Below are 24,932 nucleotides of genomic sequence, written 5' to 3'. Positions count from 1 at the left end.
CGACTAAGCAGGCTGGCGCTCACTCTTCTCTATCGCGCCTTCTACATCGTCGGCTAATTGGGTCAGGTGATCTGCTAGTTTGGCAAAGAACTCGCGCTTCCTACTGTCGGTGGATAAGTCGCGGATCAATGCGCATTCGATGGCTTCGATACGAAGCGCTTCAAGCTGCTCGTTGAATGCCCGCATTGTTTCGCCCCATTGCTTGCAGGACAGTGACACGCGCCAGCCATTTCGAATTCAGTATCGATCACGCTGCACACTTCAACAATTGTCCTTTGGGGAACTTGCCCTGCGCGACGTGAGTGATCCACCTGTGTCCGTGTGGGCTGTATGGGCTCACGCGATATCAAGTAGTGCCAAATTCCAAGACTAGGTAAATCCGGTTCTTGCCCACCTTTGCTGAGGTTTGCATCATACCCACCCGCGGCTGGAAAGGTTGCCGCCTGCGCTAGATTTCGAGCGGGCGGCGTTTTGATTGGCCAAGCATCCATGCGGCTGCGCTACGGCACGTTGACCGCTGGCATAGGGCCAGTCGGAAGCATCGTGAAATCATGCCCTCGCGCGACCAGCATAACTGCGAAGACGACAACGAGGATGAGAAATCCCCTCATCTCAGACCTCAGGCTAGGGCAAAGCCGTCATCAATGCGAGGGTCGCCTCGTTATTGCCCGGACCAGCTGCGGCAAAACAGAGCGCAGCAACCGCGACCAGAACAAGGGCCACGCTGTAGCCAGCGATGACCCTCCGCTCGTCGAAATGGGGCGACGTGCTTGTTGTGAACATTGCCATGGCTTGAATCCCTCGTTAGCGGTTCAATTTGGCATGTTGTTCCAGGGCAATTGATGGTGTGCTGCTGTGGCTTTGCACACCGATGATTGTCGCCCCGATCAGTACCAGGCCGCCGTAGAAGGCCAGTACCGCTCTCGTCCAACGGTGATGGGTGATCCTGTCTTGTTCGTTGGTAGGTTCAGGTTGTCTGAAAACGCGTGCAGAATGCTCACCAAGGTATTCCATGGGAAGACCTCCGCGAAAATAGCTCAGATCAATTCAATGTTGCAGACAATACGGGCGCGAAATTTTCAAAGGCGCGATTCGCTCTTCCAAGTCTCATCGCTGACCGAGTTTAGCACCGAGTTGCAAAACCACGGTGAAGCATTTCACATCACAGGCGCACAAATAGCGGTCAGGTCACGCACGCTGACTCTGTTTGCAATTGGGCTGGGCGCTGCGGCGCGCCAGTCTGAAACTGGCCCGAAGCGCGTCGGCCTGCAGCTGTTACGCGTGGTGCGAACGGTGTCGCAACCTTTGCGTCACCTTTCTTCAATTACAATCGCAAGCGCCTGATCGAACTCGCCCGGCAGCACCGGTTGCCATCCGCCCGCGCCGTCCTGCGCAGCAGTGGCTCAGTCGGGTTTTGTCCGTGCACAAATCTCTTGGACCCTTGTCAGGGTTCTTTCGAATTCCGATCGGAGATACTGCTCGTGCGCGAGATCTGCCGGCTCGGTCAGAAATGCGACCTTCACAAGGAAGCGGTTCAACACCGACACAATTGGAAGATTGTCCGAGTGTCGCGAGCGCAGTGCTGTGAGCTGCCGACGCATCTCGATGAGATCGAGCGTTTCATGGTCCGTCTGCTTTTTCAAATCAAGCTCGCGCAAAAGCCCTACGATCAAACGAAGCCGCCGCGCCGAGTATATTGGCGCAACGGCTTCGCCACTTGGGACCCGGACCAAGGGCAATGTCCGGTGCGGAGAGGTTAGCCTTTCGTGACCCCGGTGCAATCAAAGACGCGGGTTAAGCTTGATGTCGCCGCGGAAAGTTAAATCTGGAACAACCGCGAGGCCGTGGGCAACGGTATTCAAGCCCGTTCAATTCCTCGCCTGCGGGTGCGGTGACCGGAGTCTCCAAGGATGCCGGACCTTGGGCCATGGGGCGCCGCGTCAGAGGCGCCACAGCCGGCGAGAAGGTGATCGGCCGCCGGGTCCCGTGACCGCTTCACTCCTGCAGCTACTTGACGGCGCCGCCGGCGATGAAGCGATCGAGGAATAGATTGTAGGCAACAGCCACAGCGATGGCGGCGATCAATGCGCCGGCCATGATCTCGCCCGGCTCGCGTAGCTTCTTTCGTGCGGACCTCGCGAGGCAATCCCTTCGACTATGGCAAGGCCGAAAGCTTCATGAAAAACACTCGGGGCCGAACGGGTCAGCGGCCCGGGCCTTTTACTGAGCTGGGCGACGCTCGTCGCCACAGCAACAGCTTCAGCGCAGAGATGTAGTAGAAGCCGCTGCTGGACCGCGCCGAGCCGGTCGCGACCGGCAGATCGCGGGGATCGCTTGTACGCGAATGTGACGCATGATAAATATGGGCTTCGGGCCACATACAACCGCCCGACGAGCTTTCGAGCCAAGCGTTGTTTCGCTCCACTCCGGAGGTGAAACATGTCTTGCAATAGCGCCATCGGCGCGGCCGACACATCCCTCGCAGCCCATCGCTCTTCTCCAAATCTGAGCTGGCTCTGGAAGATCCCGCTCGCGATCTTGAACGGAATAGAACGTCGGCGCCAATACAACGAGCTTCTCGATCTCGACGATCGGTTCCTCGCAGACATTGGCGTGACGAGAACGATGATTGCGGAGGCCCGGAGGTCTTCGTTCTCTGATTGGCGCGACAATCGGTGATCTCAGGCCATTCCGTCGATCAGGCGCCGCACCTGGCCGCTGCAGGAGCGGCGCCTGCTCCTCTCCGCGCACTGACACTGGATGGAGGTCCATCTCATGGGTAGGCTGCACATTCCCAGCCGCAAGCCATTTCACCGTGTGCATCGTCCTCATTTGAGGCCGGTCAGCACCCACGCCGGCTGGAGGATCGGATAGGCGATTAGCCCGATGACTGCCGTGGCAGCGATCAACAATGGATTGCTGATCTTCCAGCGGAACAGCGCGGCGAGCGACACGATGCCGATCAGCGCGGTCAGCCAGTCGCCGATCGCGATCTTGCCGAGCAGGAAGCTCGCCCCCAGGATGGTTCCGATCGCCGCCGCATAGGCGCCCTTCACGAAACCTTGCACGTTCGGATTCTTGCGATGCCTTGCCAGCAAGGGCGCCACGATCAGGACGAACAGAAAGGACGGAAGAAAGATGCCGACCGTGGACACGAGAGAGCCCCAGAAGCCTGCGACCAGATAGCCGACGAAGGTCGCCGTGATCACGACGGGCCCGGGACTCATCATGCCGATCGCGACGGCCACCAGGAATTCGCGCTCGTTGAGCCAGCCATATTGCTGCACCAGCCCCTGTTCGAGGAACGGAACGATCACGAGACCGCTGCCGAAAGTCAGCGAGCCCGCCTTGAGGAAGAACAGCAGCAACTTGCCGAGCGTCGAGCCCGTCGCAGCCGGCATCGCCGCGGGCGCCGCCGCCGGGATCACCGCAAGCTGGAGTGCGACCGGCGCGCGCTTGATGTGTCCGTAATAGATAATCCCGACGATCCCTGCCCCGATGAACAGAAATGCGACCTCAGCCTTCAGGATCACGGTCACGGCGAGACAGACCGCGGCGATTGCCCATTGCAGCCAGTCTTCCATGCCGAGCTTGGCGAGCCGATAGCAGGAATGCAGGATCAGGGCGATCACGGCGGGGCTGACGCCATAGAAGATTCCGGTGACCGCCTTGAGATCTCCGAGATGGACATAGAGCGCGCCGAGGGCCGCGACGATGACGAAGTTGGGCAGGATGAAGGACCAACCACCGGCCCACGCCCCCCAGAAGCCGCCGCGCAGATAGGCGATGAAGATGCCGACTTGAATGGCGAGCGGCCCCGGCAGCGACTGGCAAATGGCGATGGTCTCGCGCATCTGCTCCTTGGTGAGCCACTTCTTGCCGTCGACGAGCTCACGTTCCATCTGGCCGACCAACGCGACCGGTCCGCCGAACCCGAGAAAGCCCAGCCGCAGGAAATAGCGGACCAGTTCGCCCATGTTTCCACGCTCGATGTCCGTCGTTGTCGTCGTCATCACTTGTCCCCGTTACCGCAATATGCAGCCTACCGCCCGGTCTTGCGACCTTTGCCTCAACTCTTGGTGCTGGCCGTCCTGTCGAGCGCCGCCCGCAAGCCTTCGGCGAGCTTGACCGCGTCGTCGTTCGCCCAGAAATGCATGAAGAACAGGCGCGGCTGCTCGTCCAGCATGTGGCTATGGAGTGCGGTCACCTCGATGCCGTGTGTCCGCAACGCCAGGATCACCGGGTTGACCTCGTCGCCCGTCAGAACGAAGTCGCCGGTGATCGCGGCCTTGCCGCCGCCGGTCGGCTGAAAGTTGATGCCGATCGCAACGCCCATCGGACCGACAGGCGTCAGCGGCATCCCCTCTTCCGTGATCGGGTCGCGCCGCTTCACGTTGAACTGGTACACGCCTCCATTCGCCAGACCTTTGACGCCGATGATCTGGTCGAGCTTCGCGGTGTCGAGATCGACAGGTGGCGGCGGGCTCGTCGGAGCTGCGACGGTGAGCGGGGTCTTGCTTTCGGCGAGCGCATCGTGGATCGCCGAGGCCAGCTTGACGGGGTCGCCATGTCCGGCGATATGCATGTAGAAGGTTGCCGGGCTCGCGCGCAGCAGATGATTGTGAACAGCAGTGATCTCGAGCCCGCTCGCGATCATCTTTGCCATTACCGGGTTGATCTCGGTCTCCAGCAGAACGAGGTCGCCCATCACCATGGCGCCGCCGTGAGCGGGCTTGAACGCCACCCAGCCGCCGAGCGCCAGCGCCGGCTTGATCGTCACACCGTCCAAAGTCACAGAGAGGTCCGTGCGGGGAAAGCCGTAGCGGTGGACATCGTCGGAGACGGCCGGCTTGCGGCCGAGCGTCTCGTCGATTTTTGGCCAATCGACGCCATCCGCCGCATGGGCGGTCGAAACGAATGGCGCGAACATATCCCGGTCGATTTTCTGGCCATTCGCGCCGAGGATGGCGACGCAGGCGCTCACCAAGAGCAGAGCTGCAAACGAGATGATCTGCTTCGGCATGATGGTTCTCCTGGTGTTGCTCCCGCCCAGTTCGATCGGTGTCGCCGCGGCCCGGGCGACGACGGCACGATGCAATGAAAACGAACAGCCGTGTCCATCATCGCTTGACCTTATTGGTCGGCCAGTTGTGCGTCTCGCTGGTGGCATCGCGGCACCAGCGATAGAACGCGTCGTAGAGCAGCATGCCTGCATTCAGCTGTTCGAGGTCGTCGTCGAACATGCGCGACAAGCCGAGCGAAGCGGCAAGCAGGCCTGGAGCTTCCGGAGAGAGATCGAGCCGGGCCGTGTCCGCGGCCCGCACCATCTCCGCGAGCCGTTCCATCGGCGGCGTCGACAGACCGAACTCCTGCACCATTACGTCGAAGGTGCAGCGTTCGCCGCGATGGCTCCAGAACACGTTCTCAATGTCGAACGGTGTGGCGTTGAAGCGCTCGGCCGTGTTCTCGACTTCCGCGGATGCCACGTAAAGGAAGACGGCGGCGGGATCGACGAAGCGCTGGATCAGCCAGGGACAGGCAATGCGGTCGATCTTGGGGCGCGCCCGTGTGACCCAGACCGTGCGGCCACGCCCGTCCCGCTTCGGGATTTTGTCCATCGGAACTGTTGGAAGCTTCGCTTCCGTCCAGGCGAGCTGGCCGCCTTCCAGGACTTCCGCGGCAACCTTGCCATAGCGGAGCCACGCGGCCGTTCCTTCGCTGAGCTTCTGCCCCTTTTGGCAGACGACGACCACGGACTGTCCCGTCAAGCGCGAGGCCCAGTCCTGAACGTCGACATGGGAGCGTCTGACCGCGCCGGGTATCAAGCGTGGATCGGCCGCAAAATCCTCGTCGATGCGGACATCGATGAGCGCAGGCGCGTTGGCCGTGCCGATCAGGCGGGAAAGTTTGTCGGGTGAGATGGAGGTATATGATGACATGCGGCGCCCTTGGTGAACAGGACGCGATTCTTTGGCATGTCGCCTCGCGGGGAGATCGCAATTCCCCGTGGCACGAATAAAGGCCCTGATGACCGGGCTGTCAACCCGGCTCCGCGAAAGAGGGCAAAGAAATCAACGGCCCGGATTTCCGTGATCGGGGGATCGGGACGTGCTCTCGCGGCACCGTCCTGAAGGTGGGGCTTTTCCTTAGGAACACTGGGGGATATCATGCGTTGCCGCGACGTTCTTGAAAGTGGCACGCCGCTGAACTTCAAAACGCATTCATTGAGCTGCAGGCGATGAAAGCGCACATGGCTCCCATCCGTCTGGTGATAGCAGATCGGCGCCCGATCGTTCTGCAGGGCTTTGCGTCGCTGTTTGCGGCAGAGCGCGATTTCGCGATCGTCGCATCGTGTCTCGATGGAGCCGGTTGCCTCAAGGCAGTTCGGAGCTTGACGCCGGATCTGGTCCTCGTCGAGGACGGATTTTCTGACGTGACGGCCTCTGACATGCTCGCGATCGTCAAGGCCGAAAAAATTCCGACACGGCTGGTCTTCTACACGGCATCCGTTGCCCATGGCGATCTCGCCGCCGCCATCGCAGCGGGTTCTTGCTGCGCGATTTCAATGCGCGAGGAGCCCGAAACCTTGGTGCAATCGCTGCGGCTGGTGGCACCCCCGCCCGTTCGGGCGGCTGCCGGCCGGAAGAAAAATGGCGGGTTGGGCGAAAATGGAGCGGCGTCGCTGACGGACCAGGAGCGCAAGATCATGCGCCTGGTCGCTTACGGTATGTCGAACAAGCAGATCGCACGCCAGCTCGACGTCTCCCCGGACATCATCAAGGCGCGGCTCGATCACCTCTCGACACAGCTCGAGATCAGAAGCCGGGCCGAGATGGCAGTGTTCGCACTGTCGCGGCTTTACGGCGGAATCGGCGCTCTTGCGGCTTTGCTTTACGCCGCGCTGGACGACGTTCAGCCGGCCAACGCAGCCGCAGCCGGCCACGAGCCCACCGATACCTTTACGATGTTGACCCCAGACGGGAGCGCCGGGGTCATCACCCTCAAAATCAGCCCCAAAACGACGACATCCGCTTCGGAGAAGACGGCCAAATCCGTGTTCAAGGGCGGCCGCATCGAGAATCCCGTCGCTGAGATGCCGGCACGGGCCAGCAAGGCCATCCAATCCAGTGTCGATAGTGCCTTCAGCACGATCACGCTGCCGGCGGCCAGCTCTGCAGGACCTGCCCTGAGCAGTTTCGGTAGTTTCATGATGACGGCGGCCGCGGTCTGGATTTCCGACCTGCTCCACAGCGCCGCGCAAGCGTCCAAGGTTGACGATACCCTGACCGTTCTTGCATCAGCGACAGGAAGCGGTACAGGCGAATTGGCAGCCGTCCATTCTCCTGTCAGTTCCCTCGGCATCGCTGCAAATCTCGACAGCCCCAACAACCTCTCTTGGTGGCATCCTGAAACAGACCATCAAGCATTTGCCTTCGTGGCCCACCCAAACGATACCCTTGTCAGACATGACGACGCCCCTCAGATCATCGGCGCAGATGCGGGTGACAAGGGCGCCAGCGGCAACGGCAATCCGCATGTCGGATCCGGATTCATCGACGCACCGATCGATCACGGCGGTTGCGAGCAGGCGGCCGCGACCGACGTGTTTGGAAAAACCGAACATGACGGAATGCAAGCGAGCCTGGGAAGCGAGTCCAATCCCGCTCAATCGCAACACGGTTCTCAGGGTGAGGACGGCGGCGCAGCCGCCAAGCAGGACGGAAAGCAGGACGGCAAGCAGGACGGAAAGCAGGACTCAGCGGACGACGATTCCACTCACGGACAATCGCAGCGTGATTTGAACGAATCGAAAGACGGCCCGGTCGCCGCCACGCAGCATTCCAAGCACGACACGACGGGAGACGACTCCGATCCTGGACAAACGCAGCGTGATTCACACGGTTCACAAGGCCGTCCAGCCGCTGCCGAGCAGCATGCCAATGATGACTCGAAGCCGGCGGGCGGCACGAATTCCGACCAATCTCACCGCGAGTCGCACGAGGCGTCTCAAAATGCCGCCGACCCCCACGCGAGTTTGAGCCAGCACGCTGGAGCCGAGGACCAAACCGGCGAGGACTCCCGTCAGGCCCACAAGGCAGCCGCGCCGGAACTCGGAGATTCCTTTCATTTCAAGAATGAAAATGCGCCGTCCAACTCTTCATATCTGTCTGAGGCCCATGGTGGCCACGCTCCAGATTTCGTTGAACATGGTGCGCACACGACCGGAAACGACGTTCTGCCGCCGATCCAGGATATCGAGCTGATCGGCGCTTCAGGCGCGGAGCAAGGCGCCCTTCATCACGCACACGCGCACGATCTCTTCGTGTAGCGATCGTCGTGCTCGCGCACGCAAGCGTTCCGTCATTCACCCGGATTTCGCCGATCCAGCATCTCGCGCACCTTCAGCGCCAGCTTGGCCTGAGTGACCGGCTTTTCCAGGAGATCGACGCCCTCATCGAGCCGTCCCTGGTGAACGACGGCGTTGCGCGAGTAACCGGTCATGTAGAGGATGCCGAGATGCGGCCTGATCTGCTGCGCTCGCCTGCCCATCTCGCGGCCGTTCATGCCGGGCATGACCACATCGGTCAGAACGAGATCAACCTGCTGATCCTCCTGCAACAGGATCGTCAAAGCGGCCTGAGCACTTGCGGCAGATAAAACCCGATAGTTGAGCTCTCGCAGCACATCCGAAACGTAACCCCTGAGATCGGCATCGTCTTCAACCACGAGAATGGTCTCGACGCTGGTGCCTTCGGCCGTGAACTCGTCGGTTTCATCCGGCGCTGGCTGCATATGGCCGAAGTAGCGGGGGAAATACATCTTGATGCTGGTCCCTTCCCCCACCTCGCTGTAGATCTTCACATGTCCGCCGGACTGTTTGACGAAGCCATAAACCTGACTGAGACCGAGTCCGGTTCCCTGCCCCGGCTCCTTCGTCGTGAAGAAAGGCTCGAATGCATGATTTAGAACCTCCGGGGTCATGCCCGAGCCCGTGTCACTCACGCTGATCACGATATACTGGCCTGCCGCGAGCTCCGGGTTGGCACGCGAATAATCTTCGTCGGCGGAGACGTTCGCCGCCTCGATGGTCAGCTTTCCGCCGTTCGGCATCGCGTCACGGGCATTGATCGCCAGATTGACGATCGTCGATTCCAGATGGTTCACGTCCGCTTCGATCTGCCAAAGGCCGGCGCCGCCGACGGTCTGCACCTCGATACGTTCGCCCAGCGTGCGCTGCAGGAACTCCTGCAGGCCACTCAGGAAGCCGTTGAGGTTGATCGGCTTGGGATCGAGAGCCTGGCGGCGCGAAAAGGCCAGCAACCGGCTTGTCAGTGCCGCAGCGCGCTGAGCCCCACGTTTCGCGTTCGCCAGCGCGCGGTGGAGGTTGGGCCCTCCGTGGTTGCGGCTGTTGCGTTCGGCATTCTCGAGGTTTCCGAGAACGATCATCAGCAGATTGTTGAAGTCGTGGGCGATGCCGCCGCTGAGCTGTCCGACCGCCTCCAGCTTCTGGGATGCGACTAGCTGTTCCTGCACCCGCTGAAGTTCGTCCTGGGCCTGCTTGCGCTCGGTGAGATCACGCGTGACTTTCGCGAAGCCGACGATCGCGCCGCTCTCGTCGGTAATCCGGTCGATGATGACGGAGGCCCAGAACCGCGTGCCGTCCTTGCGTATGCGCCAACCCTCGGCTTCGAACCGTCCGTTTTCGGCGGCCTCTGCCAGGGCCTTTTTGGGCACTTCTTTTTCAAGATCTTCAGGCGTGTAGAACGTGCTGAAATGCCGACCGATGATCTCTTCGGGCCGATAGCCTTTGATGCGCTCGGCTCCGGGATTCCAGGTCGCGACCTGCCCGGAGGGATCGAGCTGAAAAATGGCGTAGTCGACCACAGCTTCAACAAGCCGGCGATATCTTCTTTCGCTCTCCAGGAGATCGACGTGAGCCTGGTGTCGTTCAGTGATGTCGCGCGTGACCTTGGCAAATCCGATCAGGGCGCCCTCCTCGTCGCGAATGGCGTCGAGAACGACGAGCGCCCAGAACTGCCTGCCATCTTTCCTGACACGCCAGCCTTCGGACGCGAAGCGGCCAGTCTCGGCGGCTGTTGCCAGCGCTCGGTCGGGCAACCCCTTATCCCGGTCTTCCGGGGTGTAAAAAGTCGAAAAATGTTTGCCGATGATCTCCTCGGCGGCATACCCCTTGAGGCGCTCGGCTCCCTTGTTCCAGGTCCTGACCACGCCGTCGATGTCGAGCATGAAGATGGCATAATCGACAATCGCGTTGATCAGCAGTTCGAGGCTGCGGGGATCTTCGCCGGATGTCGTTTGCATTGATCGAACTCAAGGGAGGGATCGGTCCAAACGCTTGGCATTCGGTAAATGTTCCTTCCTAACACACAATGGTACCGCTCACGACGGCCGGCGATCGTTCATCATGGTGTTGCCATCGCGGTGCTAACGCTCCTCCGTCGGGTGCACCCATTTGTAGGGCGTGATGCTCCGCGTTGCGGTCAGCTTGATCATGTGAACGGGCGGCGCGGACCGTCCCTTCCGGCATGACCGGCACTTCAGCGAGGCCTCCAGCTTCCAGATCGGCGTGTCGCGCGGACGACGGATCGCGTCGAGCGGCAGGCTCGCGCGCGTCTTGCATCTGACGCACTCGACCTCGAGCCAGCCCAGGCCGCCGTTGAGACATTGCGCGATCGTCGGCGACGGCTGCGCGGGACCGCCGTAACCTTCCATGCGAACCGACCAGGCTTCAGCTTCGGCGCGGTCGGCCTCACGCACGGCCTTTTTCGCCTCTTCACGGGCGTGCTTGGCGGAGATTTCCGCGCCCATGATGCGGCCGCTCCAGATGACTTCGCGTGATTTGGTGCTCATGCCGCGATCAAAGCGATGCGGAGGCGCGTTGGCAAATTATCGATGGCTGGTAGGTCGGATCCTCAAGCCGCTACTGCGTATCGTGGGTGTGGACAACGGACGCTGCGGGTCGAAACGGCCCGGCGACGCCGAGGGTTTGGAACGCTCCGATCACCCGCTCCTGTCACTCAGCCGATCAAGGCAGGTAAGACTATCGACTTAGCTCACCAATCCGAGCCGAGGAGATCTGGCCCGGAGGCGTGCTCCCTACTGGAACCCGAAGACGCGGTCTGCGTTGAGGCGTAGATGAGCCAAGTACGACGAAGAGTTTGGCAGGAGAAGACCTTGAGCGAGAGACTCGCTGACGCGGCTCGCGAAGCGCGCGAGCAGGCAGAGCTTCTCCCGAATGGACAGCTGCGAGACGTTCTTCTTGAAAAGGCTCGCCAGTACGAGGCGCAAATACCTCTCAATGCTTTTCTAGGGCAGCAATGATTAATCCGAATTGCCGCGTGTGCGAGGGACTGGGTTGGGTATGCGAAAAACACCCGCAGAAGGCCTGGACGCGCACAGGCTGCCAGTGCGCTCCCGTTGCACGTTGCGAATGTCAGGTGGCGCTGGCCAAGACGACGCGTCTTGTTGCAACCGAAGCCTAAATTAGCCGCGACGCCTACGCAGCGCGCGGCATCCATCTGGAACGGACGCAGAAGGCCGGCGGCACCAGCCACTGTTTCCGGTTGTCGCGGCTGCCGCCGGGGCAGGACGGTCGACGAGCCCGAGTCCGCGCCCGCCGATCCCGTCGACATACCCGCTATCCGAGCAAGCCCTTCAGGCCGGCATAGATCGAGCCGATCGCCGTCGCGGCGACGCCGGCCAGAGGCCCGACGGTCTGCATCAGGTCCTGGATCAACCGCGCCCGGCGGCGCAGCTGCTCGTCGCCGACATGCTGCCCGAGCAGGCGCGCCAGCCGAAAGGCGAAAGCATTGGGTTTCCCGCCCTGGCCTAGAACGCGCGGCAAAACCTGGAAGACCACGACTCCCAGAATGTTTCCGGACACGAAGGCGAGCAGGATGCTTGCACCGTATTCGAATACTTCGCGCCATTCGACCCACACCGTCGGCAGGATCGGAACGCCATCGTGAAGGCCCGTCACGGTCAGCATTGCCTGGATGCTGACGCTGGCGAGCAGCAAGCCCAGCACGAGCGCTCCCAGCGCCGAGACCCGATGCAGGGGATAGGCTGCGAACCCGAATAGCAGGGGGACGACGATCGACGCGATCCGGAGCGGGATCGGAGAGAGGTTGAAGGTGATGGTGATCAGAATATGCGTGATCGTCAGAAGGACGGCGGGAACGACGACGTAGAGAAAGGCATGCGTTGCGAAATAGCGCAGCGGGTTCTTATGGCGCTCGAGCCGGACGTTGACGCGATCGAGATCGCGCCTGAGCCTGTCCAGCTCGCCAACGATGTCATCGATCTCCAGAAGCGTCGGCCGCACGACGCGCAGATCGCGCGAGCAGTGCCTGCAGGCGATGGCCTCGTCCTTGATCGTCTCGGCGCAGAAGGGACATTCCATCGTCAGCGCGACTTTCTGCGCCGCATGATGGCTTCGACCTCGTCCCTGGCCCGCGTCAGCTCGTCGCGCAGCTGATCCCGCTTGCGCAGGAGATCGTCGCGCTCTGCAATCAGCGTCGCCGGGACGGCGATGTCGCGCCCGCAGGACGCGCAAACCAGCGCCTTATCCGCATTCTCCGCCTGGCAGTAGGGACACGTCACTTCGGTGCGACCTTGAGGGTGAAGATGGCGGTGCCGGGCCGCCCGTCACTGTCCTTGATGTCCACCCGCACGGTGTAATCGCCGGGCGGTAATTCCGCGTCCTGCATGTTGATCCCGTCAGGCTGCACGAACGGCTTGACCCGCGACGTCAAGTCGACGTTCGGCGTGCGGAGGAAAGTCACCTTGACCGAATCAGGATCGATCTTGGCGCCGCCAAACGACTCGAACTTCAGTTGGAGTTTCAAGGGAGAGGCGACCGATTCGCCGGGCGAGACGAACTCCACCTTCGGACCGCGCAGGATACCACGCCGGTCAGCCGCGACCGCACCCTTCGGCGGTGGCAGCTTGGCTTCCTCCTCTGTGATCAATTGCGTGGCCCGCGACGTTCCCGAAAACAGGAGACCTGCCGCAACCAGCCCCAGCAAGACATTCCGCATCATTGTCCTTCCAACCTTCTCTCGTCGATCAACGCACGCCGCCATCACCAATGATCGTATAGGGCGCCCAGAACAGCGGATGCGCATAGGCGAACTCGGTCTTGCCCTCGCTGTTCAGATAACCGGGACCATCGACCAAGGCCATCATCGCCTGCCGCAGCGCCTCGCTTCGCGACAGTTTTGGGTCGTCCGCCTGCCGCTTGAACAGATCGGTTACCAGCTGCCGGGCCGACTGCGAATGGACCGACCAGTTCGTCACGAGCAAGGCCCGCGTTCCCGCGTAGAAGAAAGCGCGGCCAAGGCCGGAGGCGGCCTCTGCACCGGCACCGGCGCCGGCGCCGGTGTTGCAGGCCGACAGGATGACCCAGTCGGCGTCGAGCTTGAGGCCCAGAATCTCTTCCATGGTCAGGAGGCCGTCTCCGCCCTCACCCGTTACAGCCGGCGATGACAGCGCGAGGGCCGGCTGCGTCAATCCGTTGAGCTCGCCGGGAACAAGACCGTGCGTGGCGAAGGCGAGAATCCTGAAGCCGGAGAGATTCATCGTCTTGACGGCGTTCTCCGTCGCATTCTTGCCAAGGAACAGCACCTTCGAGGGGTCTGCCTGCAAGGCCAGCGCGATCGATTTGAGCTCGTCGGCTGTATCGGGAAGGCGGGGCAAGAGGCCGAGCTCAGCGCTGTCGACGCCGTCGAGCTTCGGGCTGCTGCGGCGCTTCAGCGGCATGCCGCGGGTGACGTTGCCACCGACATCGGCCACCTGAACCTTGCCGTCGCTCACTTCGGCCTCGGCTTCCTGATCCTTGTTGAAATAGGGGTCGCCGAACGCCACGAGTTCGCCGCGGCCCGGCTTGCCCGGCGGCAATTGCCGCAGCGTGCGCAACGCGGCAGCTGATGGCACCGTCGAGACGGCGTGGGTTCGCGCCAGCCACGGCACGTTCCGATAGCCGACGAAGAGCGGATCCTCGTCTGCCGCCAGTTCGACCGGCGCCGTCGGCAACAGCGACAGCGGCAGCAGGCCGAGCGCGCCGTTGGTCACCACGATTAAATTCCTGGCCGGCTTCCATCCGCTCTCGACCGGCTTCAGCAACAGCGCGTAGAGTTCGTAACCGAGCTTGAGATCGAATGGCGGAATGTCAGAGATCATCGCCGCCTGCGGCTCGAGCGCCTCGCGCAGCTTGCGGATCTTGGTCTCGATCTCACCACTCCTGGCGTTGACGGCGGCGAACGCCACCGGGCCAGACTTCGGCACGGCCCAGACGAAGCTGCCGTTCTGTCCGAAATAGAACGACAGCATGGCCTCGTTATCCGACAACGTCGCGCGGATATCGGCAACGCTCGGCGGCTTCGGCGAGACCAGATCGGCGTAAACAGGGAACTTCTGCTTGATCTCCCGGCGCGCCTTGTCGCGCTCGCCGCGCAGGGCGGCGATCGACGCCTGGATCTGCTGCGCCCCCTTCTCGTCACGCTCGGCCGAGGGAATGGCGAGGACGTTGTTGAGCGTGCCGAGCTGGGCGTTGACCTGTTTTGTCAGATCCTGCTCCTTGCGGACGAGCTCGGCCAGGGCGGGATCTTTTGCCGCCGCGCGCGCACTGGAGGCCGCCAGCGCCTGCTGCACGGAGCGGCCGCGGATGGCATCTGCCAGACTGAAGGTCTCCTCGCCGACCGCGCCGCCGGTGCCCTCGGACCGCGCGAGCAGCAGCAGGTAACTCTCGACGATGGTCTGCAGCCGCTGGCTGCGCGCGGCCACCACGGTGGTGTTCTCGTCGTCGGCATTCTCGTTCGCGCTCGCCATCATGATCGGAATGGCCGCCTTGAACTCCCGGATAGCGTCGGCGTCGCGCCGCGCGCGCATCAATCCGATCGCCAGGGTGCCGCGCGCCGAAGCCGCATCAAAATGGTTCTCGCCGACCCGTCCGACCTGCTTCTTGACCAGTTGCTCGGCGGCGGCGATGCCGGCGTCGAGCTGTCCGGAATTGTAGAGCGCGAGAATGCGCCCCGGATTGAGCTCGATGACCTGGCGGCGCTGCGGATCCCAATTGGCGACAGCCGTGTCGATCCGCGCGAACATCTCGTTGGCTTCGGCATTCTTGCGCCGCAGGTTCAGAATGCCGGCGAGCTGCGACAGCAGCTGCACGGTCGACTGCGAGTCATCAGGCACGCCGACCGTCTTGTTGATCTCGAGCGCGACGCGGCCGAGCTGCTCGGCTTCCTCGTAACGGCCCTCGTCGACCAGAACGCCGGCCAATCCCATCACATAGCGAGGCATCACCGGATTATACTTGCCGGTGTCCTTCAGGCGCGACAACAACGCCCGCCGCGCATCGACCTCGGCTTCGGCAAGCCTGCCCTGCCGCGCCTTCATGCGCGCCTGGTTCAGAACCATAAAGTCGATTGACTGCAAGACGACGGTTTCGGCGGGAGGATTGTCCGAGTCCATGATGGCCTTCATGCCGGCGCGCTTGCGCTGCTCGGCGAGGCGATAGGAGGCTTCGGCTTCGCTGAACTGGCCGCGCGCCTCGAAGATCATGGCGCGGGCGGCCTCGATTTCCGCCTCCCAATTCTGCCCCATCTTCGCATATGAGGTCCGCCATCCGGGGAGGCCGCTGGTGCGAGCCTCCTGAATGCCGGCCAAGCTGCGGCGAAGATAGCCTTCGGCCTGCGGGATGTCGCCCATTTGAATGAGAATGCCGGCGATCGAGCGATTGGCATTGAACAGATACCCCTTCGCGCCCGGCATGGTGGCGACCTCGCGCAACTGCCTCTGCATGATCTCGAGTGCGCGCTTTGGATCGCCGACGGTCGAATATTGCAGGGCGGCAAGCTGTGTCAGGCGACCCATCATGCTTGCGCTGACGGCGCCGCGTCCCACCTCGACCGCCTTGTTGGCGTCGGTGATGGATTCGGCAAGCCGCCCGAGCTGGGCGCGCGCATTGGCGCGATCGAAATAGAACTGGGCGAGATCCTCGCGGGACTCCTTGCCCGTGGGCGTCGAATCCGCATCCGCCTTCAGTTCCGCAATCAGCTTTTCGTTCGGCTTTTCGCTGTCGAGAATCGCGGTGATGTCGGAGATCGTGCGCGGCGGCGCGATGAAGTCCTTGGGCAGTGCGGTCCCTGCCGCGAGCTTGGGCGCCTCTTCCTTCGGCACCTCAACGGCGATGTTGGCGCGTCCGTTCGCGGCGTTGAGGGCAGCGAGCACGCAAGCGCGAACCTGCGGTTTGGCCTTGGCGCGGCACCCCTCGATATCGGCACCGGCCTTGCGGCCGCCCTGGGCCTGCATGCAGGCCTGCACGATCGGCTTGCCGACGCTCATCCGGCAGGTCTCGAGCGCCGCCTCCTTGGTCAGCGCGGCGGCGGACCCGGTCGATCCGAGCAGGACCGCGAGGACCAGCACTTGTCGCGGGAAGGTGACATCCAGGCGGCTCTTAAACGGACTCGCGGCGTCTAAGCTCATCTCGAAGGGCCTTTTGGTGAAATCACTTGAAGAAACGCGATAGTTTTACCCCTATTGCCCTGAAGGACAATCACCAATCAGTAGGATGGCGGAATGCTCAAGAGGGTTGGCGGCAGCGATGGACGCCGGTTTCCCGGGCTCGCATGCCGGATGGGACCGCTCGGGCTGATCGCGCTGCTTGTCGGGCTGATCGGAAGCTTGGATCTCGCAGGCGCGGCGGACGAGCAGGAACGTAAGGCCGCGGTCTGGGATGCCGATGCGATCTATCGGGGCGCAACGATCGCCCCTGACCTCGTTCTTCCCGACGTCGTCGAGACCGCCGACAGCCTTGTGTCACCGCGGATGGCGCTGATCAAGCCGACCGGTCCCGGCCCGTTTCCGGCCGTCGTTCTGATGCATCAATGCGGTGGGCTGAACCCTGCGGTTGCAGCCTGGGCTCGCGCCGCCGCCTCACATGGCTATGTCGTCCTGCTTGTCGACAGCCTGGGGCCGCGCGATGTCAGGAGCGTCTGCTTCGGTCCAAGAAACGGCGTGAACTTCTTTCGAGGTGCGCGGGATGCGCTACAAGCGGCCGAACATCTGCGCCGAAGGCCTGATGTCGACAGCAAGCGAATTGCACTCGTCGGTTTTTCGTGGGGGGCGATGGTCGGCTTGCTGGCCGCCAGCACTCATTACGTCGATGCCTTGAAGGCGGGCTCGGGATTTGCGGCTGTCGCGAGCCTTTATCCCGGCTGCTTCCGCATCACGCCGCAACAACGGCCGCCTTTCGATCTGGTCAATGAAGATGTCTCACGACCATTGCTGGTCCTGATGGGCGATGCAGATACCGAGACGCCGGCGCAGGAATGTCTCGACAAGCTCGCAGTCCTGAAGCGCGGCGGCGCTCCGGTCGAATGGCATCTCTACGCCGGCACAACGCATTGCTGGGACTGCCGACAACTGGACGGCTTGCGCAAGATCGACATCCGCGGCAGTCAGGTCGAGTATCATTTTCGCCAGGACGTGACCGACGATTCCCGGCGCAGGCTGTTCGAGTTCCTCGATCGCGCCATGCCAGGACGGCCGTAGCGGCCGAGGCTCAGCCCTTCGACACGACGGCGTGGCCGTAGGCCGGCTGCGACTGAACCGGGGGATTGGCGGTCTGGGCGGCGAGTTCGCCGATCAGACGATCGGCGTCGGCGGCCATGCCGTCCGGCGCCTGGATCACCAGCCGCTCGAGCGCCCAGCGATAGGACGAGACGCGCTGCTCGAGGGATAGCTGCACCCACTGGATGATCAGCGAATTCTCCTGCATGCGCGCGACTGCGTCCGCCTTCTCCCTCGGCGACAGCTCGGAGACGCGCGCCATGCTGGCCTCACGCTTCCTGTCGAGATCGATGACGCGGATCGCCGAGGCAAAGAACGGTTCAAAACGCGTGATGTCGTTGCGGACGTCCTCGATCAGCTGCGCGTAGCGCGAGGCGTGCGAGCGATGCGGCTCATCGATCAGCGTGCGCCCGTACATGGTGCGGTCGAACACGACCTTCTGGCGCCATGGCGACGGCAAAGCCTTGTAGTCGCCGAACACGCTCTTCCAGGCCGGTCGCGACAGCGGCGGCTCGATCATGGGATAGGCGAGGTCGCGAAGCTGACGCTCCTCTTCGGTGAGCTGGAATTGGGACGCCTGCAGGCCGAGGCTGCCGGTGGCCTCGAGGCCAAGCCAGCGATGCATGTCGTCGCTGCGCATGTCGGCGCGGGTGCGGCCGAAATCACCGCCGCTGCAGGCGGCAAGCGTCGCGCCCGAAGCTGCGAGCAGGATGGCCGATACGAGGTTGCGAATCTGGCGGATGGAGCGCGGCATTGCAAGAACCGCAACTTAGCGGCGACGACGACGGCGCCCCGGCGCTGTGCCCGCTTCCGGCCCACGATCGCCGCTGGTCTCGTCCGCTTCGCGCTCGATGCGGACGACGGGAAGGATGAAAATCGTTCCCATGTCCGCGCGCGGTGTGACGTCCCCCGACGAGCCCACCCGGCGACCGGCCGGAAATTCGATGATGGTCCCCATGTCAGCTCTCTCAATTGCCGCGCGACAAGTGCGCCCCTGCAACATGACGGTCATTAGGATCAGTTTATGGTTAACGGGATGTAAACACGGGCTTTGGACCGTAACCGCACGGGCCGCCGGCGCCATCCGGTGAGCCGCAGGAAAACGGTCGAAATGAGCGGGTTTGCTTCACACTTCGTTTTCCTTAAGGAGCCTTTAAACGAAGCGCTGATAGGCTGAGGCAACAGATATTTCCCGAGTTGCGTACGCCTCCATGACCAAGTCGCTGTTTCCCGGATTCGACGGGTTGATGACACTCTCCCGCCGTGAGGGCGTCGATGTTCGCCCCACGCTGCTGCGCGTGTTGACCGACCTGTATGTCCAGGCCAGCACCCACAGCGAGGACGAGCAGCGGCAATTCATCGAGCTTGCGACGCGGCTGATCGACCAGGTCGACGACGCGACACGCGCTTCCGTCAAGGCGAAGCTTGCGATCTATCCGCAGACACCCGTCCCCGTGCTCCAGAAGCTGGGGCTGGTCGCGGCGCAAGAAGGCCGCAGGGTGCCGCTCGCGCGCGCAATCCCGAAGCCGACGCCCGGTCCCCCGCCTGCCCGCACGCCAACCGATGCGGAAGCGCGTATGGCCGCGGACATGGCGATGCAGCCGAAGGAGGCGGCCGAGATCCACGACATGTTCTTCCGCGCCGATGCGAGCCAACGTGCGCAGATCCTGCATAATCTGGCGCAGTCGCCGCTCAAGGCCGCGCCGCGGATTCCGACCGTGCACGCCAAGCGCGCGATCCAGATCCTGGAAATGGCCGCGATCGCCGGCGATGTCGAGAGTTTCACCTACGAGCTCAGCGATACCCTGATCCTCTCCTCACGGGTCGCGGCGCAGATCGCCGACGATGCCGGCGGCGAGGCGCTCGCGGTCGCTGCGCGCGCGATCGACATGCCGAGCCCGAACTTTCAGCGCATCCTGCTGTTCTTCAAGCCCGCGATCGGCAATTCCGTGAACGAGGTCTACCGGCTGTCGCGGCTGTATGACCGTCTCAGCGAGCGCTCCGCGCTGGTGATGCTGGCCGCCTGGCGCGGCTCGACGCTCGCCGTCACGCGCGCCAAGTATCAGCCGTCGCTGCACGACAGCGAGCGCCAGCGCGTCCGCGGCACGTCCAGCCAGTCGCGGCCGAGCGTGCAGCCCGGCTCGAGCCCGGCCGTGCGCACGGGCAGCGGCGGCTCGTCGGAGAGCTAGGAAGCGCACCCACCTGAGCGATCGGGCTGAACGGCGAGGACACACCGCCGCCGGCCGTCAGCTTGATCTGGGAGGCACCTTGCATGAGTTGCTCGCGGACGCGGACGCGGACCTCGTCCGGGCTGTCGGCGACCATGCTGCCGCCAATCTGCTCCATGCGGCTGAGCATGCCGCCGATCGTTCGCGGCAGTTCCGACAATGGACGAAAATCCCCATGTCCACTGGTCACCCGTGATGATGGCTCCCGAGTATCCGGGGCCCAGCGATCAATCCTGAATCGATGGCGGCTTCGGTCCCAGCCCCCTACTGCGGCTCAATAAATCCGCGTCGCTGGTCAGCTCTTCGCCAGATCGAGGAAGTGTCGCCCCGCGCGATCCTCGGTCTCCACGATCCAGGCATCGGGATCGAAACGCAGCTCCTTGGTCAGGCGCTCTTCGACGGCCGGCTCAGGCACGGGCTGCGGCGCGATCGGCACGAAGAAGCGATCGACCGGCCGGCCCTCGTCGTAGACGGTCTGCGGCGCCGGCACGTAGAGCATCGCGTTGCCGTCGAGCAGCGACACCTTCACGAACACCGCGCCCGCCTCCTCGGCGCCGCGACGGCGCACCGCGCCGAACACGCCTTCGGTCTGGCACCGCCGCAGGTAAGCTGAGACCCAGATGTTCGATTTCAAACGCATGAGCGCACGATAGGCCAGGGCTGCAACCAGCACCAGCCTTGAGCCTTCTCGATCGGACGACGTTTATTCGACGGGATGACCGATCGCGGCGGCAAGCTCGCGCAGCAGGCGGTCTGACAGCTGGCCGGTGACGGGTATCTTGTGCTGGCGCTCGAACGCCTGGATCGCCGCCTGGGTCTCGCCGTTCATGGCTCCGGTAATCTTCAAATTCCCGTAGCCGTATTCGGCGAGCGCACGCTGCACGCCGGCGAGGCGACGCACGGCCGGGCTTTGTTGCACCGGGATCGGCGCCGGCGGACGGGCGATGGCGACGGCGGGCGGCGTCGGTGCGGTCGACTTGATGACCAGATTGGTCATGGGATCGCCCCCGCGCGGCGTCGAAGCCGTCGTCTCGGCGGGCTTCTCCGGCGTCTTCTCAGCCGGCTTCGGCTCGACGCGGAACTCGGTGGCTTTGGGCTCTAGCGGCGACGTATCGGCGCCGACGGGGCGCGGGCGCGGCAAGGGACTGGACAGCGACACAGGCGACGGCGCGGGCAGATTGATCACGGTCCCGAACATCGGCGCCGGATGCCGGCCGGTCTGCAGGAACAGCGCGTTCGCAACGATGGCGCTGACGGCGGCTGCGGCGACCAAACCGGCCAGCGTGTCCTTGGGACTGTGCAAAAGCGCGCGCATCACGAGATTGCGCTCGGTCTCGACGTCCACGACCGCGGCTTTGGCAGCACGGCGGCGCGGAGCGGCTTCGTCCTTGGCAGACTTTCTAGGCACTTTTCTTCACCAGAGCGGATTGGTCCTGAACTTCATGACGCGACACCGGCGTCAGCGTCGCGATCTTGCTCTCGACCGGCTTTGCCTGCGGCGGCGTATGGACGAGCGGCAGCTTGACCGTGATGGCGGTGCCCTCGCCGAGCTTGCTTTGTACCGTCAATTCGCCGAGATGCAACGTCACGAGGCTCTTCACGATCGAAAGGCCGAGGCCGGTGCCTTCGTGCCGACGCTCATAGGTCTTGCCGCACTGGAAGAACGGCGCGCCGATGCGCTTGAGATCGTCAGGCGCGATGCCGACGCCGGTATCGCTGATGCGCAGCGTGAGCTGCGAGGCGGATGCCGACGCGGACACCGTGACCTGACCGCCGCGCTCCGTGAACTTGACGGCATTTGCGACGAGATTGAGCACGATCTGTTTGAAGGCCCTGGGATCGCCGGTCATCACGGGCAGATCCTGCGGCGCATCGGTGATGAGATCGATGCCGTTCTCGCGCGCCTTCAGCGCCAGCAGGTTGCAGCAATGCATCAGCGCCGCGCGCGGCGCGAACGGTTCCGACGAAATCTCGAAATTCCCCGATTCCATCTTGGACATGTCGAGAATGCCGTTGACGACCGACAATAGATGCTGGCCGGAGGCGTTGATCAGTTCTGCATATTCCTTGCGCGTGGCTCGCGGCGAGCATCAAGGCCTGCTCCTGCGCGATCATGTCGGAGAAGCCGATGATGGCGTTGAGCGGCGTGCGCAACTCGTGGCTCATCGTGGCGAGGAAGCGCGTCTTGGCGGCATCGGCGGCTTCCGCCGCGCTGCGCGCCTGGTCGAGCGCCTGCTCCGAGAGCTTGCGATCCGTGATATCGCGCATCACGGCGACGACTTCGGCCTCGCGCGTGAGATCCCGACTGAGATCCTGATCGAACGGCCGGCAGCGCATCTCGACCCAGATGAAGTCGACCTGGCCACGCTCGGAGCCATCAGGCTCCCGCCGCAGCCGGAATTCGACGCTGCGCACCTCGCCGCGCGCGGCGTCCGACAGCGCCGTGAGATAGGCCGGACGATCGGCGACATGGACACGATCGAACAGGCCATGGCCCTGCAGCTGTGCGACGGGCATGCCGAGCATGGCTTCCGCCGCCGGCGAGATGAACTGCACCGCGCCATTGCGCTGATGCCGCGAGATCACGTCGCTCATGTTGCGCGCCAGCAGGCGATAGCGCTCCTCCTCGCGCGACAGCAGCGTGACGCTGGTGCGGGCGAGCGACTCGGCGCCGAAGGCAAGGCCTGCGGCATAGAGCGTTGCCGAAGCAACGCCGAACGCCATCATCACGCCGCGTTCCGCGCTGCCGAGATCGCCGGCCGGCAGCCAGCCGAACTGGCTGAGCAGGATCAACAGGCCCGCGCAGGACAGCGCGAGCATCGATGCAAAGGCGGCGACGCGACGCGAGGCCGACAGCGCGGCCTCCAGGGGAACCACGACCAGCCAGATCGCAGCGAATGATTCGATGCCGCCGGTGGTGGCCGCGATCGCCATGATCAGGCCGGCGAGCGCCAGCGACGACAGCACATGGGCGCCTTCGTAACGACCGGTGCGCGACAGGAACCAGGACAAGAGGATCGGTGCGATCAACCAGGCGAAGGCAGCGACCTCGATCGCGCTCGGCGCGCCGCGCAGGACGAGATAAGCGGGAAATGCGGCAAAGGCGGCCAGGCTTCCGAGAAGCCGCGGCGCCATGAAGGCCCGATGGCGCGCACGCGTCAGCGCGTCGGAACGCGCGGAGGGATGCAGCAGCGCATCGAGACAATCGCGGATGATACTCAAAACTGTCACGGGTCTCGCGCTTCGGCTCATTCGTCGAGAAGACGCGCCGGAACGCCTCCTTGTCGTTGAGCCACCGTGTCAGAGCGACCTTAAACGAGTGCTAAGGCCGATCGGCCCGCTGCCGGACACGATGTCGTCACGCGGCTTTTTAGACGATTTCGCGGCGTCTTCGGCCGGGATGGTGAACACAGGGTTTCGCCGTCGCGCTCATGGTTTCGAATTGGTGGAGATGCCGTCCGGACGACCACGGTGGCCGGAATCAATCGAAAATTCACGAGGCCTTGATCCGCGAAGATTTTTGCGTCGATTTTCCGCGAATTAAGCTCAAGGCAATCACTTGCGATTTATCGAGAGTTGCTAGGTCGCTGGCGCCGCGCGGGGATCGCCGCGGGCCAGATCTAACAGACAGGTCGCAAGATGCGCTTTCTGCTCCGCATCACATTCTGGCTCGGGCTGGTGCTGGTGCTCCTGCCGCGGGACAAGACGCCCGAATCGGAGAAGCTGCCGAATATCGGCGCTGCCGACGCCGTGCAGGCCGCGACCGCGGCCGTGTCCGACATGAGCCAATTCTGCAAGCGCCAGCCGGCGGCCTGCGAGGTCGGCGGACAAGCCGCGACCATCATCGGCCAGCGGGCGCAGGACGGCGCGCGCAAGATCTACCAGATCATCAACGACAAGAAAGAGCAGATCACCAACGAGAAGAACGACACCAAGAAGGCGCCCGACCACACCGGCTCGATCACGGTCGCCGGTGAAGGCGATGCAGTGACCACCGAGGCGCCGCGCGACACGCTGACCCAGGACGATCTTGCGCTGGAATGGCACGGCCCGGAGACGGCCAATTAGGGCTTGAATCCTATCGATTTCGAGAGCCCCCGTCCCTATATTGGCGGCAAGCGAGAAATGATGGGCCATCAATGACTGCAATCGACGACATCAGGGACAATTTCGAGCTGCTCGAAGATTGGGACGACCGCTACCGGTATGTCATTGAGCTCGGCCGCACCCTGGAACCGATGCCCGAGGCGGAACACTCCGCCGCCAACAAGGTGAATGGCTGCGTCAGCCAGGTCTGGCTCCAGAAGCTGGTCGAGCGCGATGGCGGCACGCCGATCCTGAAATACCGCGGCGACAGCGACGCGCATATCGTGCGGGGCCTGGTCGCGATCGTGCTCGCGCTCTATTCGGGACGCACGCCGCAGCAGATTCTTGCCACCGATGCGATCTCGGTGTTCGACGAGTTCGGCTTCCGCGACCATCTGACGCCGCAGCGTTCCAACGGCCTGCGCTCGATGGTCGAGCGCATCAAGACCGATGCGAAAGAGGCGCTCGCGGAAGCTTCGTAGGAAGCTATTTCCCCTTCTTCCGCTGCTGCTGTCCCAAGCCCATCTTCTTTGCCAGATGCGAACGCGCCACCGCGTAGTTCGGCGCGACCATGGGATAGTCCGCGGGCAGGCTCCATTTCTCCCGGTACTGCTCGGGCGTCATGTTGTACTGGGTGCGCAAATGACGCTTCAGCGACTTGAAGCGCTTGCCGTCTTCCAGACACACGAGATAGTCAGGCGCGATCGACTTCTTCAGCGAGACCGCCGGCTTTGCCGGCTCGAGCGGCGCCTCCACGCGCCCCGACGACACCCGCGTCAACGCGCCGTGCACCTGACTGATCAAATTCGGAATCTCGGCGGCCGGCGTCGGGTTGTTGCTGAGATAGGCCGAGACGATGTTCGCCGTCAGCTCAATGAAATTTTTGCCGGCGGCATCCGACATCGGGGCGACCTCTCTTCAATCCGATTCCGTCGCGTTGCATTGGCGGCAGCGAAGTAATCTCTGTCAACAATACGTTTGGCCGAAATACGACGACTGGCGAATATGAGCCGATTACTGAAC

The 24,932-nt window shown here is 63.2% G+C and carries 24 protein-coding genes and 2 pseudogenes; 6 read left to right on the top strand and 20 right to left on the bottom strand.

Annotation, left to right across the window (positions count from 1 at the left end; translation table 11 throughout):
* Positions 1-3 precede the first annotated feature (3 nt).
* The 4 genes from ACVIIW_RS21905 to ACVIIW_RS21890 form a co-directional block, all read right to left on the bottom strand.
* Positions 4-186, bottom strand: a complete 183-nt coding sequence (locus ACVIIW_RS21905) for a hypothetical protein (protein WP_456702628.1) — start codon at positions 184-186, stop codon at positions 4-6.
* A gap of 438 nt (positions 187-624) precedes the next feature.
* The gene (locus ACVIIW_RS21900) at positions 625-789 is read right to left on the bottom strand and encodes a hypothetical protein (protein ID WP_456702627.1); all 165 of its coding nucleotides are present in this window, start codon (positions 787-789) and stop codon (positions 625-627) included.
* A 15-nt stretch (positions 790-804) separates the two neighbouring features.
* Positions 805-1,014 (bottom strand): hypothetical protein, encoded by a 210-nt coding sequence (locus ACVIIW_RS21895; protein WP_456702626.1) that lies wholly within the window; start codon positions 1,012-1,014, stop codon positions 805-807.
* A gap of 389 nt (positions 1,015-1,403) precedes the next feature.
* Positions 1,404-1,643 carry a hypothetical protein gene (locus ACVIIW_RS21890; RefSeq protein ID WP_456702625.1) on the bottom strand — a complete coding sequence of 80 codons (240 nt, stop codon included), beginning with the start codon at positions 1,641-1,643 and terminating at the stop codon, positions 1,404-1,406.
* Positions 1,644-2,439: 796 nt separating this feature from the next.
* Here ACVIIW_RS21890 and ACVIIW_RS21885 point away from each other — a divergent pair.
* The gene (locus ACVIIW_RS21885; RefSeq protein WP_456702624.1) at positions 2,440-2,679 is read left to right on the top strand and encodes a DUF1127 domain-containing protein; all 240 of its coding nucleotides are present in this window, start codon (positions 2,440-2,442) and stop codon (positions 2,677-2,679) included.
* 149 nt (positions 2,680-2,828) lie between these two features.
* Here the strand turns inward: ACVIIW_RS21885 and chrA are convergent, their stop codons facing one another.
* The 3 genes from chrA to ACVIIW_RS21870 all read right to left on the bottom strand — a co-directional run bounded on the left by chrA (position 2,829) and on the right by ACVIIW_RS21870 (position 5,939).
* Positions 2,829-4,013: a chromate efflux transporter gene (gene chrA / locus ACVIIW_RS21880; protein ID WP_456702623.1), complete on the bottom strand. Its 1,185-nt coding sequence runs from the start codon at positions 4,011-4,013 to the stop codon at positions 2,829-2,831.
* A 56-nt stretch (positions 4,014-4,069) separates the two neighbouring features.
* Positions 4,070-4,930, bottom strand: a complete 861-nt coding sequence (locus ACVIIW_RS21875) for a DUF1259 domain-containing protein (protein WP_456705224.1) — start codon at positions 4,928-4,930, stop codon at positions 4,070-4,072.
* Positions 4,931-5,120: 190 nt separating this feature from the next.
* Complete coding sequence (locus tag ACVIIW_RS21870; RefSeq protein WP_456702622.1) at positions 5,121-5,939, bottom strand: chromate resistance protein ChrB domain-containing protein; 819 nt, start codon at positions 5,937-5,939, stop codon at positions 5,121-5,123.
* Positions 5,940-6,238: 299 nt separating this feature from the next.
* Between ACVIIW_RS21870 and ACVIIW_RS21865 the strand changes: the two genes are divergently transcribed.
* Positions 6,239-8,329, top strand: a complete 2,091-nt coding sequence (locus ACVIIW_RS21865; protein WP_456702621.1) for a LuxR C-terminal-related transcriptional regulator — start codon at positions 6,239-6,241, stop codon at positions 8,327-8,329.
* A 32-nt stretch (positions 8,330-8,361) separates the two neighbouring features.
* Here ACVIIW_RS21865 and ACVIIW_RS21860 read toward each other — a convergent pair whose 3' ends face one another.
* The 6 genes from ACVIIW_RS21860 to ACVIIW_RS21835 form a co-directional block, all read right to left on the bottom strand.
* Entirely contained in the window at positions 8,362-10,323 is a 1,962-nt protein-coding gene (locus ACVIIW_RS21860) for a PAS domain S-box protein (RefSeq protein ID WP_456702620.1), read from the bottom strand.
* 123 nt (positions 10,324-10,446) lie between these two features.
* Complete coding sequence (locus tag ACVIIW_RS21855) at positions 10,447-10,872, bottom strand: hypothetical protein (RefSeq protein WP_456702619.1); 426 nt, start codon at positions 10,870-10,872, stop codon at positions 10,447-10,449.
* A gap of 787 nt (positions 10,873-11,659) precedes the next feature.
* Entirely contained in the window at positions 11,660-12,424 is a 765-nt protein-coding gene (locus ACVIIW_RS21850) for a hypothetical protein (RefSeq protein ID WP_456702618.1), read from the bottom strand.
* Between the two features lie 2 nt (positions 12,425-12,426).
* Complete coding sequence (locus tag ACVIIW_RS21845) at positions 12,427-12,624, bottom strand: hypothetical protein (RefSeq protein WP_456702617.1); 198 nt, start codon at positions 12,622-12,624, stop codon at positions 12,427-12,429.
* Entirely contained in the window at positions 12,621-13,064 is a 444-nt protein-coding gene (locus ACVIIW_RS21840) for a hypothetical protein (RefSeq protein ID WP_456702616.1), read from the bottom strand. Before ACVIIW_RS21840 ends, ACVIIW_RS21845 begins: the two co-directional genes overlap by 4 nt.
* Before the next feature lie 25 nt (positions 13,065-13,089).
* Positions 13,090-16,509 carry a CHAT domain-containing tetratricopeptide repeat protein gene (locus tag ACVIIW_RS21835; RefSeq protein WP_456702615.1) on the bottom strand — a complete coding sequence of 1,140 codons (3,420 nt, stop codon included), beginning with the start codon at positions 16,507-16,509 and terminating at the stop codon, positions 13,090-13,092.
* A 93-nt stretch (positions 16,510-16,602) separates the two neighbouring features.
* Between ACVIIW_RS21835 and ACVIIW_RS21830 the strand changes: the two genes are divergently transcribed.
* Complete coding sequence (locus ACVIIW_RS21830) at positions 16,603-17,577, top strand: dienelactone hydrolase family protein (RefSeq protein ID WP_456702614.1); 975 nt, start codon at positions 16,603-16,605, stop codon at positions 17,575-17,577.
* A 10-nt stretch (positions 17,578-17,587) separates the two neighbouring features.
* Here ACVIIW_RS21830 and ACVIIW_RS21825 read toward each other — a convergent pair whose 3' ends face one another.
* Positions 17,588-18,349 (bottom strand): hypothetical protein, encoded by a 762-nt coding sequence (locus tag ACVIIW_RS21825; protein WP_456702613.1) that lies wholly within the window; start codon positions 18,347-18,349, stop codon positions 17,588-17,590.
* Positions 18,350-18,364: 15 nt separating this feature from the next.
* The gene (locus tag ACVIIW_RS21820; RefSeq protein WP_456702612.1) at positions 18,365-18,553 is read right to left on the bottom strand and encodes a hypothetical protein; all 189 of its coding nucleotides are present in this window, start codon (positions 18,551-18,553) and stop codon (positions 18,365-18,367) included.
* A gap of 253 nt (positions 18,554-18,806) precedes the next feature.
* Between ACVIIW_RS21820 and ACVIIW_RS21815 the strand changes: the two genes are divergently transcribed.
* Complete coding sequence (locus ACVIIW_RS21815) at positions 18,807-19,784, top strand: DUF2336 domain-containing protein (RefSeq protein ID WP_456702611.1); 978 nt, start codon at positions 18,807-18,809, stop codon at positions 19,782-19,784.
* A 19-nt stretch (positions 19,785-19,803) separates the two neighbouring features.
* On the opposite strand, the pseudogene ACVIIW_RS21810 reads toward ACVIIW_RS21815, so the two are convergent.
* The 4 genes and pseudogenes from ACVIIW_RS21810 to ACVIIW_RS21795 all read right to left on the bottom strand — a co-directional run.
* A pseudogene (locus ACVIIW_RS21810) lies at positions 19,804-20,081 on the bottom strand (amidohydrolase family protein); the annotation flags it as partial.
* 37 nt (positions 20,082-20,118) lie between these two features.
* A complete protein-coding gene (locus tag ACVIIW_RS21805) occupies positions 20,119-20,463 on the bottom strand; it encodes a DUF1491 family protein (protein ID WP_456705223.1) in 345 nt (114 codons plus the stop codon).
* Positions 20,464-20,526: 63 nt separating this feature from the next.
* Positions 20,527-21,231: a peptidoglycan-binding protein gene (locus tag ACVIIW_RS21800; protein WP_456702610.1), complete on the bottom strand. Its 705-nt coding sequence runs from the start codon at positions 21,229-21,231 to the stop codon at positions 20,527-20,529.
* Positions 21,224-23,075, bottom strand: a pseudogene (locus tag ACVIIW_RS21795) (ATP-binding protein). Before ACVIIW_RS21795 ends, ACVIIW_RS21800 begins: the two are co-directional and overlap by 8 nt.
* A gap of 387 nt (positions 23,076-23,462) precedes the next feature.
* Between ACVIIW_RS21795 and ACVIIW_RS21790 the strand changes: the two are divergent.
* Positions 23,463-23,891 carry a DUF5330 domain-containing protein gene (locus ACVIIW_RS21790; protein WP_456702609.1) on the top strand — a complete coding sequence of 143 codons (429 nt, stop codon included), beginning with the start codon at positions 23,463-23,465 and terminating at the stop codon, positions 23,889-23,891.
* A gap of 71 nt (positions 23,892-23,962) precedes the next feature.
* Positions 23,963-24,391 carry a SufE family protein gene (locus ACVIIW_RS21785; RefSeq protein WP_092226763.1) on the top strand — a complete coding sequence of 143 codons (429 nt, stop codon included), beginning with the start codon at positions 23,963-23,965 and terminating at the stop codon, positions 24,389-24,391.
* A 4-nt stretch (positions 24,392-24,395) separates the two neighbouring features.
* Here the strand turns inward: ACVIIW_RS21785 and ACVIIW_RS21780 are convergent, their stop codons facing one another.
* Positions 24,396-24,812, bottom strand: a complete 417-nt coding sequence (locus ACVIIW_RS21780) for a MucR family transcriptional regulator (protein ID WP_456702608.1) — start codon at positions 24,810-24,812, stop codon at positions 24,396-24,398.
* Between the last annotated feature and the right edge of the window lie 120 nt (positions 24,813-24,932).

It is taken from the genome of Bradyrhizobium sp. USDA 4449 (genome assembly GCF_054056275.1).
Note: the sequence above shows the minus strand (reverse complement) of the source record. Positions and strands in the feature narration are given on the sequence as shown.

Coding starts and splice junctions, on each gene's coding strand:
- ACVIIW_RS21905 (WP_456702628.1), bottom strand. CDS start 186: ATGCGGGCATTCAACGAGCAGCTTGAAGCGCTTCGTATCGAAGCCATC.
- chrA (WP_456702623.1), bottom strand. CDS start 4,013: ATGACGACGACAACGACGGACATCGAGCGTGGAAACATGGGCGAACTG.
- ACVIIW_RS21855 (WP_456702619.1), bottom strand. CDS start 10,872: ATGAGCACCAAATCACGCGAAGTCATCTGGAGCGGCCGCATCATGGGC.
- ACVIIW_RS21865 (WP_456702621.1), top strand. CDS start 6,239: ATGAAAGCGCACATGGCTCCCATCCGTCTGGTGATAGCAGATCGGCGC.
- ACVIIW_RS21895 (WP_456702626.1), bottom strand. CDS start 1,014: ATGGAATACCTTGGTGAGCATTCTGCACGCGTTTTCAGACAACCTGAA.
- ACVIIW_RS21850 (WP_456702618.1), bottom strand. CDS start 12,424: ATGGAATGTCCCTTCTGCGCCGAGACGATCAAGGACGAGGCCATCGCC.
- ACVIIW_RS21820 (WP_456702612.1), bottom strand. CDS start 18,553: ATGGGGACCATCATCGAATTTCCGGCCGGTCGCCGGGTGGGCTCGTCG.
- ACVIIW_RS21790 (WP_456702609.1), top strand. CDS start 23,463: ATGCGCTTTCTGCTCCGCATCACATTCTGGCTCGGGCTGGTGCTGGTG.
- ACVIIW_RS21860 (WP_456702620.1), bottom strand. CDS start 10,323: ATGCAAACGACATCCGGCGAAGATCCCCGCAGCCTCGAACTGCTGATC.
- ACVIIW_RS21780 (WP_456702608.1), bottom strand. CDS start 24,812: ATGTCGGATGCCGCCGGCAAAAATTTCATTGAGCTGACGGCGAACATC.
- ACVIIW_RS21835 (WP_456702615.1), bottom strand. CDS start 16,509: ATGAGCTTAGACGCCGCGAGTCCGTTTAAGAGCCGCCTGGATGTCACC.
- ACVIIW_RS21875 (WP_456705224.1), bottom strand. CDS start 4,930: ATGTTCGCGCCATTCGTTTCGACCGCCCATGCGGCGGATGGCGTCGAT.
- ACVIIW_RS21815 (WP_456702611.1), top strand. CDS start 18,807: ATGACCAAGTCGCTGTTTCCCGGATTCGACGGGTTGATGACACTCTCC.
- ACVIIW_RS21825 (WP_456702613.1), bottom strand. CDS start 18,349: ATGCCGCGCTCCATCCGCCAGATTCGCAACCTCGTATCGGCCATCCTG.
- ACVIIW_RS21785 (WP_092226763.1), top strand. CDS start 23,963: ATGACTGCAATCGACGACATCAGGGACAATTTCGAGCTGCTCGAAGAT.
- ACVIIW_RS21900 (WP_456702627.1), bottom strand. CDS start 789: ATGGCAATGTTCACAACAAGCACGTCGCCCCATTTCGACGAGCGGAGG.
- ACVIIW_RS21840 (WP_456702616.1), bottom strand. CDS start 13,064: ATGATGCGGAATGTCTTGCTGGGGCTGGTTGCGGCAGGTCTCCTGTTT.
- ACVIIW_RS21805 (WP_456705223.1), bottom strand. CDS start 20,463: ATGCGTTTGAAATCGAACATCTGGGTCTCAGCTTACCTGCGGCGGTGC.
- ACVIIW_RS21870 (WP_456702622.1), bottom strand. CDS start 5,939: ATGTCATCATATACCTCCATCTCACCCGACAAACTTTCCCGCCTGATC.
- ACVIIW_RS21830 (WP_456702614.1), top strand. CDS start 16,603: ATGCTCAAGAGGGTTGGCGGCAGCGATGGACGCCGGTTTCCCGGGCTC.
- ACVIIW_RS21885 (WP_456702624.1), top strand. CDS start 2,440: ATGTCTTGCAATAGCGCCATCGGCGCGGCCGACACATCCCTCGCAGCC.